General features: G+C 42.1%; 13 protein-coding genes and 2 pseudogenes. 10 read left to right on the forward strand and 5 right to left on the reverse strand.

Going from position 1 to position 13,037, the window contains the following annotated elements:
- The first annotated feature begins 4 nt into the window (after window positions 1-4).
- The 4 genes from ruvX to aroF all read left to right on the forward strand — a co-directional run bounded on the left by ruvX (window position 5) and on the right by aroF (window position 2,558).
- Complete coding sequence (gene ruvX / locus NJ959_RS11560; protein ID WP_254011923.1) at window positions 5-478, forward strand: Holliday junction resolvase RuvX; 474 nt, start codon at window positions 5-7, stop codon at window positions 476-478.
- Window positions 479-499: 21 nt separating this feature from the next.
- Window positions 500-769, forward strand: a complete 270-nt coding sequence (rpsO, locus tag NJ959_RS11565; RefSeq protein ID WP_254011905.1) for a 30S ribosomal protein S15 — start codon at window positions 500-502, stop codon at window positions 767-769.
- 25 nt (window positions 770-794) lie between these two features.
- Window positions 795-1,304 (forward strand): PAM68 family protein, encoded by a 510-nt coding sequence (locus NJ959_RS11570; RefSeq protein ID WP_254011906.1) that lies wholly within the window; start codon window positions 795-797, stop codon window positions 1,302-1,304.
- A 195-nt stretch (window positions 1,305-1,499) separates the two neighbouring features.
- Complete coding sequence (gene aroF / locus NJ959_RS11575) at window positions 1,500-2,558, forward strand: 3-deoxy-7-phosphoheptulonate synthase (RefSeq protein ID WP_254011907.1); 1,059 nt, start codon at window positions 1,500-1,502, stop codon at window positions 2,556-2,558.
- A 278-nt stretch (window positions 2,559-2,836) separates the two neighbouring features.
- On the opposite strand, the gene NJ959_RS11580 is transcribed toward aroF, so the two are convergent.
- Window positions 2,837-3,211 (reverse strand): hypothetical protein, encoded by a 375-nt coding sequence (locus tag NJ959_RS11580; protein WP_254011908.1) that lies wholly within the window; start codon window positions 3,209-3,211, stop codon window positions 2,837-2,839.
- Window positions 3,212-3,681: 470 nt separating this feature from the next.
- On the opposite strand from NJ959_RS11580, the gene NJ959_RS11585 reads away from it, so the two are divergent.
- Window positions 3,682-4,149 carry a DUF29 domain-containing protein gene (locus NJ959_RS11585; protein ID WP_254011909.1) on the forward strand — a complete coding sequence of 156 codons (468 nt, stop codon included), beginning with the start codon at window positions 3,682-3,684 and terminating at the stop codon, window positions 4,147-4,149.
- A 43-nt stretch (window positions 4,150-4,192) separates the two neighbouring features.
- Here the strand turns inward: NJ959_RS11585 and NJ959_RS11590 are convergent, their stop codons facing one another.
- Window positions 4,193-4,765 (reverse strand): Uma2 family endonuclease, encoded by a 573-nt coding sequence (locus NJ959_RS11590; protein WP_254011910.1) that lies wholly within the window; start codon window positions 4,763-4,765, stop codon window positions 4,193-4,195.
- 333 nt (window positions 4,766-5,098) lie between these two features.
- On the opposite strand from NJ959_RS11590, the gene NJ959_RS11595 reads away from it, so the two are divergent.
- Both NJ959_RS11595 and NJ959_RS11600 read left to right on the forward strand, forming a co-directional pair.
- Entirely contained in the window at window positions 5,099-5,383 is a 285-nt protein-coding gene (locus NJ959_RS11595) for a type II toxin-antitoxin system Phd/YefM family antitoxin (protein WP_254011911.1), read from the forward strand.
- Window positions 5,373-5,696 carry a Txe/YoeB family addiction module toxin gene (locus tag NJ959_RS11600; protein WP_254011912.1) on the forward strand — a complete coding sequence of 108 codons (324 nt, stop codon included), beginning with the start codon at window positions 5,373-5,375 and terminating at the stop codon, window positions 5,694-5,696. Before NJ959_RS11595 ends, NJ959_RS11600 begins: the two co-directional genes overlap by 11 nt.
- 164 nt (window positions 5,697-5,860) lie before the next feature.
- Here NJ959_RS11600 and NJ959_RS30680 read toward each other — a convergent pair.
- Window positions 5,861-5,986 (reverse strand): annotated as a pseudogene (locus tag NJ959_RS30680) (PEP-CTERM sorting domain-containing protein); the annotation flags it as partial.
- A gap of 770 nt (window positions 5,987-6,756) precedes the next feature.
- Here NJ959_RS30680 and NJ959_RS11610 point away from each other — a divergent pair.
- Window positions 6,757-7,269 (forward strand): helix-turn-helix domain-containing protein, encoded by a 513-nt coding sequence (locus tag NJ959_RS11610; RefSeq protein WP_254011914.1) that lies wholly within the window; start codon window positions 6,757-6,759, stop codon window positions 7,267-7,269.
- Window positions 7,270-7,344: 75 nt separating this feature from the next.
- Here the strand turns inward: NJ959_RS11610 and NJ959_RS11615 are convergent, their stop codons facing one another.
- Window positions 7,345-7,917: a Uma2 family endonuclease gene (locus NJ959_RS11615; protein WP_254011915.1), complete on the reverse strand. Its 573-nt coding sequence runs from the start codon at window positions 7,915-7,917 to the stop codon at window positions 7,345-7,347.
- A 184-nt stretch (window positions 7,918-8,101) separates the two neighbouring features.
- Window positions 8,102-10,021 (reverse strand): molecular chaperone DnaK, encoded by a 1,920-nt coding sequence (dnaK, locus tag NJ959_RS11620; RefSeq protein WP_254011916.1) that lies wholly within the window; start codon window positions 10,019-10,021, stop codon window positions 8,102-8,104.
- A 1,056-nt stretch (window positions 10,022-11,077) separates the two neighbouring features.
- Between dnaK and NJ959_RS11625 the strand changes: the two genes are divergently transcribed.
- Window positions 11,078-11,962, forward strand: coding sequence for a hypothetical protein (locus tag NJ959_RS11625; protein ID WP_254011917.1), 885 nt, complete (start codon window positions 11,078-11,080; stop codon window positions 11,960-11,962).
- Between the two features lie 376 nt (window positions 11,963-12,338).
- Window positions 12,339-13,037: pseudogene (locus NJ959_RS11630) on the forward strand (hypothetical protein); the annotation flags it as partial.

Here is a 13,037-nt window from a genome sequence, read left to right on the forward strand (position 1 = left end):
ATTAATGCAAAAAATATCAGCACTAGGATTAGATGTAGGAAGCAAGCGTATTGGTGTGGCAGGATGTGACGGAACAGGTCTAATTTCCACAGGATTATTTACAATTGAGCGAGCCTCCTTTGAGGAAGATGTGGCTCAACTGCGAGAATTAGTCGAACAACGAGAAGTCCAAATCCTAGTCGTCGGGTTACCTTACACCATGGACGGGACATTAGGCCATCAGGCGCGAAAAGTCCAGAAATTTGCTCGTCGGTTAGGATTTGCCTTACAGCTACCAGTAGAATATACTGATGAACGGCTGACATCGGTTGAAGCTGAAGAACTTATTAAGACAGAAAAGCGATCGCTCTCTGAGAATAAAGCCCTAATTGACCGTAAAGCTGCTGCTCTGATTCTCCAACAGTGGTTAGATGAGCGCCGCAGTCCCAAACAGCCTTTCAACCATCCGAGTGACAGTGATAGTATTATAGATTGCTAGTATATAAAAACCCGTCCATCCATGACTCTAACCCAAGAACGCAAACAAGAAATCCTTCAAGGCTATCAAGTCCACGAAACCGACACGGGTTCTGCGGATCTCCAAGTCGCCATGCTCACGGAACGGATTAATCGGTTAAGCCTGCACCTACAAGCCAACAAAAAGGATTATGCTTCCCGACGAGGATTACTAAAAATGATCGGACAGCGGAAGCGTTTGTTAAGCTATGTGCGGCAACAAAATGTAGAACGCTATCAATCTTTACTCCAACGCTTAAAGATTAGGGGATAAAGTAGCCCACACACCATTTAAACCCATGTCTACTGAACCATCGCGAAACCCATTACCCTTTGAACCGCAAAAAAAGCGGAAAAAAATAGCCCAAACCCAACAAGAAACCGCACCAAACAAAACTGCCCCAAATAAAGATAAGCCTGCTACCGTCGCCAAAAAGAAGTCTACTACTGCTGTCAAAAAATCGACGACTAAAGAATCGATGCAGATTCCTGATGCAGTTAGCAATCGCATGATCCGTCGGATGGTAGTTTTGTGCGGTATTCCTACAGTATTGGGTATATCAATATTCGTTGTCAGCTATTTTTTATTCCACAACATGGGAATAAAATTACCTAATCCGGCAGTACTGTTCGCCAGTCTCGGCTGTTGGGGTTTAGGAGTATTGGGTTTAAGCTATGGTGTCCTCTCTGCGTCTTGGGAGGAAGATAATCCCGGCACAGTCTTGGGTTGGCAAGAGTTCAGAATAAATCTGGAACGGATGACATCCGCATGGCGTGCGGCAAGACAAGAGGCTAAACAAAAGAATTAGCTTGTTGGTTGTTGGTTGTTGGTTGTTGGTTGTTATTGGTTATTGGTTGTTAGTTGTTGGTTGTTAGTTGTTATTAGTTATTAGTTATTAGTTGTTATTTGTTAACTAGAGAGCCAAAAATAAAAAAACAAACAACAAATAACCAAAAACAAACAACAAATAACCAAAAAATTACTTTGGTAGGATATATAAAACATGATCGTAGTAATGAAAGTCGGGTCTCCAGAAGTAGAAATTAGTCGGGTAAGCGACGAACTTTCTGGATGGGGTTTATCTCCGGAGAAAATAGTAGGTAAGCATAAAGTGGTATTCGGTTTAGTCGGCGAAACTGTTTCTCTAGATCCATTACAAATTCAAGAAGTTAGTCCCTGGATTGAAGAAGTATTGCGGGTTGAAAAACCATTTAAACGGGCAAGCCGCGAATATCGTCAGGGGGAAGCTAGTGATGTGATAGTGCCAACTCCCAATGGAGATGTTCATTTTAGCGAACATCATCCTTTGGTGATTGTGGCAGGCCCCTGTTCAGTAGAAAATGAGGAAATGATAGTGGAAACGGCACGGCGGGTTAAGGCTGCCGGGGCACAATTTCTACGAGGAGGTGCTTATAAGCCTCGGACTTCGCCCTACGCCTTCCAAGGACATGGAGAAAGTGCATTAGGACTACTCGCGGCAGCGCGGGAAGCCACTGGATTGGGTATCATTACAGAAGTGATGGATACCGCAGATTTGGATAAGATTTCTGAAGTAGCCGATGTGGTGCAAATTGGTGCCCGCAACATGCAGAATTTCTCCCTCCTCAAAAAAGTAGGTGCGCAGAATAAAGCAGTGCTACTGAAGCGGGGGATGTCATCCACCATTGAAGAGTGGTTAATGGCAGCCGAATATATTCTCGCAGCAGGTAACCCGAATGTGATTCTGTGCGAGAGAGGTATCAGAACCTTCGATCGGCAATATGCTCGGAATACACTGGATTTGTCAGTATTGCCAGTTTTGCGATCGCTCACTCACCTACCAATCATGATAGACCCTAGTCACGGCACGGGTCGGGCGGAATATGTTCCGTCAATGGCAATGGCTGCGATCGCGGCGGGTACTGATTCCTTGATGATTGAAGTTCACCCCAATCCAGCGAAAGCCTTATCAGATGGACCTCAATCTTTGACACCGGAAAGGTTTGACCGTTTGGTGCAAGAAATGTCGGTAATTGGTAAAGCTGTTGGACGTTGGCCTCAACCTGCAATGGCTTTGGTTTAAAGTCTCTATCTGTAGGGTGCGTTATGCCAGAGCTAACGCACCCTTACCAGCACCATAAGCAATAACTGCTTTGGTGGGCACTCCCCACTAACGTAATCATCAGCTTTTTAACTTCTAAGGGGGAGTGCCCACCCTACATTAAACGATTTATTGACTGCGATGGCTTTGGTTTAAAGCTTGTCAGGTATTATACCAAATAAAGGTTAAAAAACCCGGTTTCTTTGAGTTTTGTTAAAGATTTATCGATCTAGACAATTACAGAAACCGGGTTTTTATGATTACTTCACTTCACTGGCAGGAAACTGAGCTACTTTACCCATCTTGACAGCAACAACTACATCATAAGTGGAACAGTAAGAGAAGGTAACATTATTAGCTTTGTTGTATAGATTTACCACCATCCCCGCACCACCAGGTTGAACAGCAAGTGGTTCTAAATCACCAAAGAAGAAGCGACGGAGTTGATCTCCACTGCCAATCTGACCTTTATTTTTGATAATCATATCAATTTTTTCTTGGGCTGAAGGTCCAGACTCTTCAGCTTGGGCAGGAGCAACCCCAAACACGGAAGGATTAATCGCTTTAAAGGATAAATCTGCCGCAGTCACTAATCCAACCATTGCCATACCTGTAAGGAGAGAAGCTAATTTCATGGGTTACTCCTAATTAAATTTTGAGTATTGAGAGGATGTTTACTGAGTAAACCTTAATCGGCTCACTAAATAAAGTATCTCAGTCAGTACTGAAACCCTTGTGAAAAAGAACTACGACTTACCTGAAGTTATCCTGATAATTATCTCAGCTCAAACTTATTATTTTCTCAGATTGCTTCTGTACGGGAATAAATTGATAGGATTATATATAGCCCATCTCAATCTGACATCCGCTAAGTATAAATGCAACAGGACTTAGGCAAAGCCTCCAACTCTAGGGTGCGTTATCCTTTGCCAACAAACCATCCACACGATGAGTAGCGTCGCCACCTAAGTCATGTGCAAGTTATAGCAACCGCCACAGCGGTGAGGAAATTCTCAGCTAGAAAATTTTAACAAGGGGCTGAGAGCCAATTCTCCTAAGCGCCTTGGCGACTGCTATATTTCAATAATTTAAAGGATAAACTGCTATGGTAACCCATTCTCAATCCAAACTCAATCAAACCCTTTATGAGGAAGATTTTTATTTGTGGATAAATAAAACGACGCAATTGATTAAAGAGAATCGCTTTGAAGAAGTGGATTGGGAGAATTTAATTGAAGAAATAGAAAGCATGGGTAGAAGTGAAAGGAAAGAGCTTAAAAACCGCTTAATTGTTTTGATCGAGCATCTGCTCAAGCTGATGTATTGGGAAGAAGAAAAAGCGTATAATGCCAGAGGTTGGCGCAAGACAATTGTTGAGCAGAGAAGGCAGATCAGCTTCTCTATTGAAGATAGTCCAAGCCTCAGATCCCTGTTAGGAGAGATTTTCCTGGATTGCTACCACATAGCCAGAGAGGACATGTTGCGGAAATATCAATTATCCTCAGATATTTTTCCGATCGATCCGCCTTTTACGATTAAAGATGTTGTTAATCCTGAGTATCTACCTGACTGAATATCTAATCGCTGGTAACACTTGTCGATGAGCTAATTTTCTCTCATACCAACCCAGGCACTTTGCGATAGATATCCTCAATCGAACCACGATAATTCACACTCCGAAACTCCACCTCATTGCCCACTTCATATATTTGTTCCTTCCAAACCCCCGACTCCTCACGACGATAACATTCAATTTTCTTCTGGTTTTGGTGAATGAGAATATACTCTTGTAAAGTAGGGCAGGTTTGATAATCAATAAATTTATCACCTCGATCAAAAGCTTCCGTCGATTTCGATAAAACCTCAATTACAAGGATGGGATAAAGAATAAAATCGTCGGTATTATTAATCTCCCTTTCATCACAGACAACCGCAATATCTGGATAATAATAACAATTCGCTTCAGTCAATCTCACCTTAATATCTGAAGTTAGAACAAGACAGGGGCTATTTGCAAGATGAATATTTAACAAGGTTGCTAAATTTGTCCCCAAAACGATATGAGGCTTCTTCGCCCCTACCATTGCATAAACTTCTCCCCGTCTATATTCATGCTTGATTGGGCTGACTCTCTCCCCTTCTAGATAGATTTCTGGAGATATATAAAAAAATTGCCGATTTGTTACCATAATTGATGCGATAGCTCTCGCCCTTTCCTAAGTACCCATCTGGATTAATTATACTTTAACGCACCTTACCCATAGATACTCCCCTCGCCTTGCAGGAGAGGGGTTGGGGGAGAGGTTGGGTAATGGGAAGGGTGCGTTAGCTTTCGCATAACGCACCCTACTGGCGCGTCAAGCTTAAAATGGTGCATTAGGTTGAGGCTATGTTGGCTTGACGTATCTTACCCAACCTACATCTATTGCATCATTTTAGCCTTGACACGCCACTACAGATAGATACTCAACTCCTGCAAACAGCCAAATGACTGAACAATTATCCAGAAGGATGAAAAAATAATGTTAAGCAAAGAAACCACTTACTCTCAAGCGAGGATGAATTTAGCGAGTATCTTGGATGAGGTGTGTGATGAGCATCAAATTATCGTAATCAAGCGTCGTAATCAGAAAAATGTGGCGTTAATTGCTGAAGATGAGCTTTCGATTTTATTAGAGTCTGTTTATTTATTGCGATCCCCAGAAAATGCAAAACGCTTATTTCGGTCTTTAGAATGGGCCCAGACAGAAGATCAAACTCCTCAAACATTAGCTGAATTGAAAGAGGAGTTAGGAATTGAGTCCTAAAAGAAAAAATAAGCCAGAGCAAGCTGAAAACGATCCTATTCATGGTTATTTTCCAGTTTTTAGTCCTGATTTTAAAGAAGATTTAGCTTGGTGGTATCGTAACGAACCGAAAAAAGGCAATAAAATCTTAGACTTAGTGGCAGATATCTTGGATGGAGATCCGTTTACAGGATTAGGGAAGCCCGAACCTCTTAAGTATATTGCTGTGGATACTTGGTCGCGACGGATTGACTTAGAACATCGTTTGGTTTATAAAGTAACAGGAAATAAGGTTTATTTTTTACAAGCTCGTTATCATTATCAATCAAGCTAAACTGGTTCTTGCGTTTCTTTTGGTACGATCGTACTCACCGGGTATTACAATATCTATAATTTATGACCCATGTTAGCAGAAAAAATGGTGAATCTAAAATCTTGATAAAAACCCCCCTCAATTCACTTAATTAAGGGGAATTCGTGGTATTTACAAGAGGCAAATTATCCTACTTTTGTAGTTTCTTTTTCTGTGGATTTAGATGGTTTTAATTTACGATTGAGGGTTGAAGCTGCTCCTAGAGTGCCAAGGGCGAGGACGCTGAGGGTGGAGGTTGGTTCGGGTACATGTTTTGTTTGCAAATTTTTTATAGAAAACATTACACCTCCTCCACCAGGAACACCAGCGTCTTGGGTATAAGTTCCTTTGTTAGCCATAAAGTTTATATCCCCCGCCTTTATTCCCAAATCTGGGGTGACAAAATCAAAGCTTTTAATCTGCCATTTTTCTCCAAAAACTGGGTTAGCAATATTAAACTTTCTTGAAAATATCTGATTATTTACTGGAAATTGAAAAGTTATCATCCCTTGAGTAAAAGGCTCTTTGTCCAGCATGAAATTAGCTGTTCCAGCAAATAAATTTGCTGGAGGTAATGTTTGCCAATCAAAAGAACCCATCAATATCGTTGCAGCCTGTGCAGGTTTTTGCACAACTGCTGCTGTTATTATTGACGTTAGCCCTAGTACACTACTTAATAACAAACTTTTCATTTTTTAAATCTCCTAAAGGCTTGACGCGATCGCAGAAACGATCGAGGTAGATATTTTAGCTTTTCTTGTATTGGCAATCCCCAGTTATCTCACTTAGTAGGTTCTGCGTAGTTGGGGAATGCGAGGCGATCGTAGATCGCAATTCCCAATATCTTGGATTAAGCGAATCTACAATTAAGCTTATACAATTAAAACCTTCCACGCCAGCCCCAAAAAAGCCATATAAAGTCATATAAGTTAGGATTAAGAAATATGAAGCGAATCCCCAAATAATATAAAGACCGATTAAGTCGCACTAGGTCATATAATGTAATATAACAGCCAATGAATCCCTACCTCAGACTTAGCTTATGAACCCATCAGACGTTCAATCGCTGGTATCAACAGTAGATGAGCTAATCTTCTCTCACACTGGAGAACATTTAGACGATCTTCAGCAAGCTATCCTAGAGGGAGCCTTCGATCATCAGAAATATGCGGAAATCGCTAAAAAAAATCATCGTTCCGAGAAGTATATCAAGGATTTAGCGGCTAAGTTATGGCAAACCATATCAGCGGCATTGGGAGAAGAAGTCAGTAAATCTAATATTAAATCAGCTTTGCAAAGGTATTGTTTTAATTTGTATAATAATAATGTGGTAAATGGCGTACAAATTAATAGAGGTAATATTTGCAACAAGTTACCAGAGAATGAATTAAAAGAGTCCGAAGTTTATCAACAAGTTAAATTAGAAGCTGTTACCGAACTTGTTAAAGAAGGATTGAGTGTTGAACAAATTGCTAGAGTGTTAAAACTTTCATTAGAAGTTGTACAACATGAAATTCAGAAATCTGGCACAGGCGTTGCCAATAACCTAGAATAAAATCAACACGCCTAAAGTGCCAACATTATGCAAATCATCCTACCACCAGAAGCATGACTCTGAGCTAATTTTCTCTCATACCAACCCAGGCACTTTGCGATAGATATTATCAATCGAACCGCGATAATTCACACTCCGAAACTCCACCTCATTGCCCACTTCATATATTTGTTCCTTCCAAACCCCCGACTCCTCACGACGATAACATTCAATTTTCTTCTGGTTTTGGTGAATGAGAATATACTCTTGTAAAGTAGGGCAGGTTTGATAATCAATAAATTTATCACCTCGATCAAAAGCTTCCGTCGATTTCGATAAAACCTCAATTACAAGGATGGGATAAAGAATAAAATCGTCGGTATTATTAATCTCCCTTTCATCACAGACAACCGCAATATCTGGATAATAATAACAATTCGCTTCAGTCAATCTCACCTTAATATCTGAAGTTAGAACAAGACAGGGGCTATTTGCAAGATGAATATTTAACAAGGTTGCTAAATTTGTCCCCAAAACGATATGAGGCTTCTTCGCCCCTACCATTGCATAAACTTCTCCCCGTCTATATTCATGCTTGATTGGGCTGACTCTCTCCCCTTCTAGATAGATTTCTGGAGATATATAAAAAAATTGCCGATTTGTTACCATAATTGATGCGATAGCTCTCGCCCTTTCCTAAGTACCCATCTGGATTAATTATACTTTAACGCACCTTACCCATAGATACTCCCCTCGCCTTGCAGGAGAGGGGTTGGGGGAGAGGTTGAGAATGGTGCGTTAACAGAGAATTGCTCCCCTCGCCTTGCAGGAGAGGGGTTGGGGGAGAGGTTGCTTACTTCGTTTCCGAGAATTCAGCATCAATCACATCATCGCCACCAGGAGTGCTAGAAGTGGAAGCACCACCGCCAGGAGGCGTACCAGCACCAGGGGCTGCACCATCTGGAGTTGCACCAGCTTGTTGATAGAGATTAGCGCTGATACCGTAGAGGGCTTGTTGCAATTCAGGAGTCAGAGTTTTGATTTTCTCATCATCTTCTTTTTGGACTGCTTCTCGCAAATCTTTGATTAATCCTTCTACTTTTGTTTTATCAGCAGCGGGGACTTTATCACCGAGTTCATTAATTTGCTTTTCTGCTTGGTAGGTGAGAGAGTCGGCTTGATTTTTGCGATCGATTTTATCACGACGCTCTTTATCAGCAGAGGCATTAGATTCGGCTTCCTTAACCATCCGCTCGACTTCGTTTTGAGGTAGGGTAGAAGCACCAGTAATGCTGATGGATTGCTCTTTCCCAGTACCTTTATCCTTCGCCATGACGTTGAGAATACCGTTAGCATCGATATCAAAAGTCACTTCAATTTGAGGAACGCCACGAGGTGCAGGAGGAATACCATCTAAGCGGAAAGTTCCCAAACTCTTATTATCGTTAGACATTTCCCGTTCCCCTTGGAGAACGTGAATTTCTACATTAGTTTGTCCATCTACTGCGGTAGAGAATGTTTCCGATTTCTTGGTAGGAATAGTGGTGTTGCGGGGGATAATTTTGGTCATGACACCGCCCAATGTTTCCACACCCAAAGATAGGGGAGTAACATCAAGAAGGAGGATATCTTTGACTTCACCAGAGAGAACACCTGCTTGAATTGCTGCACCCACGGCGACAACTTCATCGGGGTTAACGCTTTGGTTAGGATCTTTTCCTAATACCCGTTTGACTATTTCTTGAACGGCAGGAATCCGAGTGGAACCTCCTACTAATACCACTTCATCTATGGCACTCTTGTCAATTTTGGCATCGCGGACAGCATTCTCAACAGGTATGCGACAACGATCGATTAAATCGGCACATATTTCTTCAAATTTACCCCTGGTTAAGGTAGTATCCAGGTGTTTTGGACCATCCTGGGTAGCGGTGATGAAGGGGAGGTTAATTTCCGCTTGGGTAACGCTAGAAAGTTCAATTTTGGCTTTTTCTGCTGCTTCGGTTAAGCGTTGCAATGCTTGCTTGTCTTTGCGCAGATCGATTCCTTCAGATCTTTGGAATTCTGCGGCTAAGAAATCAACAATTTTTTTATCGAAATCGTCACCGCCAAGGTGGGTATCGCCGGAAGTTGCTAATACTTCAAATACGCCATCACCTACTTCTAGGATGGATACGTCGAATGTACCACCACCTAAGTCAAATACGATAATAGTTTCGTTGCTTTTCTTATCTAAACCATAAGCCAGAGACGCGGCAGTGGGTTCGTTGATAATCCGTAATACTTCGACACCCGCAATTTTACCAGCATCTTTGGTGGCTTGGCGCTGAGAGTCGTTGAAGTAGGCGGGAACGGTAATTACAGCTTGGGTTACGGTTTCGCCAAGGTATTTACTGGCATCTTCTACTAGCTTACGGAGGACTTGGGCAGAAATTTCTTCGGGGGCGAATTGCTTGGTTTGGTTTGAACAGTCAATTTTGACATTTTCGCCCACTTTCATGACTTTGTAAGCTACTTCGGTGGCTTCATGGGTGATTTCGTTATATTTGCGCCCGATGAAGCGTTTGACGGAGTAGAAGGTGTTTTCGGGGTTCATTACCGCCTGACGTTTGGCGATTTGTCCCACGAGGCGATCGCCATTTTTGGCGTAAGCTACTACGGAGGGGGTGGTGCGAAATCCTTCGGCGTTAGCGATAACGGTGGGTTTGCCGCCTTCCATAACGGCTACACAGGAGTTTGTCGTACCTAAGTCAATTCCAACAACTTTTGCCATAATAGTGTCCCAGGATTGTTTAACTAAAAATAGGGGTTGATAAAGGGGCTTCCAGATTTCACCGCCAGGGTGAATCCTCAGCTTGAGGGAGTTTCTTTTGCCATTGGCTTGGCTATCAATCTATATACTGAACGCCGTTGGGCGATCTCATGAAGGGGGGTTTCCCGTACCTGAGATAGGGCGGTTGTGCTGCTAATTGCGCTCGGTTACTCCTTTTTATGGGTGTGATGGGCAATTGCTGTGGACTTTAGATATCCCATTCCGCTGGCTAGCAGTGGGAGTCTCCTTCCTCTGGGCACAACGCTCTGGCGTTTACTCTGTCTAATGTACGAAAATATGCGGCTTTCAGGATTGGTGCGAACCGTAATAGAGTAGGTGTATTTGCCGTCTTTTTCTTGGTTATTGGTTGTTCGTGATTGGTGATTGGTTATTGGATTCTTCTCTTTCATCTATTAAGTATGGGGTTGTTTCTGGTTGGTGTTTATCTTCTTCCATGAGTAAATCCCAGAGGAGAATGCCCAGGCTGATTCCTATTTCGAGGTTGGGGTTGAAGAATCCCACTATGATTGGGAGGATGAATTCGATGATTATCCAGATTCTTTTTTTCTGCTGGTGAGATTTTTTGTTTACTAGCATTTTGCTTAATTTATTTATCAGAATTAAGATGGATAAGTTCTATTGTGCTGATGGTAAAAATTACTGAAAACGGATTTAGTATTTTGGTAAATAGATGATTGATGACTTGATGCTCTGCTTTTTGAATGAGTCGGGTATCTGAATATGAGTAAATTATTATAAATAACAGTAAATGTCGATGAGTTGTGGGAAATAGTAGGAAATAGTTGTTGGGTGTTTTGGGATGGTTTGCTAGGGACAAAGATGAAATATTTTGCTAGTTTAATAGATGAAGACGGTTTCAACCACATCTACACAAATAAAATCCGCCTGTGCGGGTTTCTCTCAAACAATAGTGTGGCTGGTGCGTTAGCTTTCGCATAACGCACCCTACGGATTCTGTTTGCGCGGGTTTTTCTCAAATTAGTATGAGGCAACACCATGAATTTAGAGGCTGAATTTCTGACTGATATTACTCGTCGTTGTTTCCCTAGTGAATTGACGGATAAATATCTCAGAGAAAGAATATTCTTTCCCCTTCGCTTTACCCGTCGGGAGTCTCAACCTGGACATCCGGAAATTGCTAAGAAAATGAGTGAAATGGCGGAGTTGAAGGGTGTTGATTGTAAAAACTCAATTAATACTACTGTCAAGACAGCAATTCGCAAGTTAGTGGATACTTTTGGTGAGGAAATGGCGGGGGATGGGGTGAATACTGCGCCGTTGATTCAGGGAGAAAGGGGGAAACATGGGGCTTGGCAGGAGGCTTATCGTTGGTTGTGGGATTATCAGTTTCCTCGCTGGAAATTGGATTGGTTTTGGCGAGAATTGGTAAAACAAGCAATGTCGCCTGCGGGTTGGATTCGATTTACTCCGGCTGGTAAGTGCAAAGGATTAGTTGTTCCACCAGGGAAGCAGCGAGAACAACCTGCGATTGGGTTAAATATTCCTTCGGCAATGTTTATTGATTTAGCGGAAAATCGAGGAAATTTGTTATTATTGAATCGGGGATTAGGGACTCGGTATGTGATTTGTCCTTCCACTGCTTTTGCTCCGAAAAATCGCCTGATGGGAGAGACGATACTGATACCTGATTCAGGGGCTATGTGTGAGGAAATGATCTTTGATAGTCTGGGGCAGGAGGAGTTTTTGGGTATTGTGGTGGATTGGGATTGGGATTTTGATTGGTTACAATTAAATGAGGAGCAACCTGTACCGATTTGGGATGGGGAAAGGTTGGAGGATTTGTGGGTTAAGTTGGAAAAACAGGGGAGTTGGTGCGGGTTTTATCAGTGTTGTGAAGTGGTGGAGGTTCCTAAAATATAAATCTATATGCAGAATTTATGTATCCGATTCCCATAATTTTTGTAGGGGTGAAGCATTCGGGGGATAAGTTATGTCATTCACCCGAATATTTATATCCGATGCTTCACCCTGCCTCAACAACAGCAAGGCGATAAGTTATGGCATTTACCCGATATATCAGGGTGAAGCATTTGCGTATAAATGTTATCGCTTATCTGATATACAATGGCGCATACAAATATTGTCACTTACCCGATATATCAGGGCGAAGCATTTGCGTATAAATCTGATCCCTTACCCAATAAACTATGGCGCAAATGCTGGGCTAACGCCCCGCTTCGCTAACGCCCCTACAGAAAATTTGGATATAAAATAGAAATATCTGGAGCAAATGAAGATGGATGAACAACGAATACAAGCTTATCTTACCCTCATTAACACCCTCCTAAATTGCCCCAACGGAGAGGAAGTACAGTTACTACAAGCTAACTCAGAATTGGTGGATGAAGGGTTAGTGCAGGTAATGGTGGGAGTGGCACAACAGATGGCAGAGGCGGGAAATGAAAATACGGCGAATTGGTTACTACAGTTTGCCAGTCAATTAGCAGAGTGGTTGGGAATTTCCTCAACCTCACCGACACGCGAAGACTATCTCAACTTCTTACTATATATATTGCAAGCAGTCGCAACTGACAATAGCCCTCAGTCAGTCTACCCCCTCCTGCGACAGAATCTGGATAAGCTGAATCAAAATTTAGTCCAGATATTGGAAATTTGGGTAAGGGAAAAGTTTGGTGAGGTTACACCAGAAGAAGCGGCATATATTGCTAGGGTTATTGGAAATTTCAGTAATTTGATGCAAGAGTTTCCTTTGGGGGATATCGCCAGTAATAAGGAAATTGCCATTGCAGGTTATGAAGCTGTTGCGACTATCTATACCGAATCAGATTTTCCCCAAGCTTGGGCAACGATTCAAAATAATCTGGCTAGTGCCTACAATAATAGAATAGCAGGGGATAAGAAAGAGAATCTGGAAATGGCGATCGCACATTATCATAACGCATTGCGTATCCGTACCGAATCAGATTTCCCCCAA

Origin of the sequence: Limnofasciculus baicalensis BBK-W-15 (assembly GCF_024178385.1) — a bacterium.
GTDB lineage: Bacteria > Cyanobacteriota > Cyanobacteriia > Cyanobacteriales > Coleofasciculaceae > Limnofasciculus > Limnofasciculus baicalensis.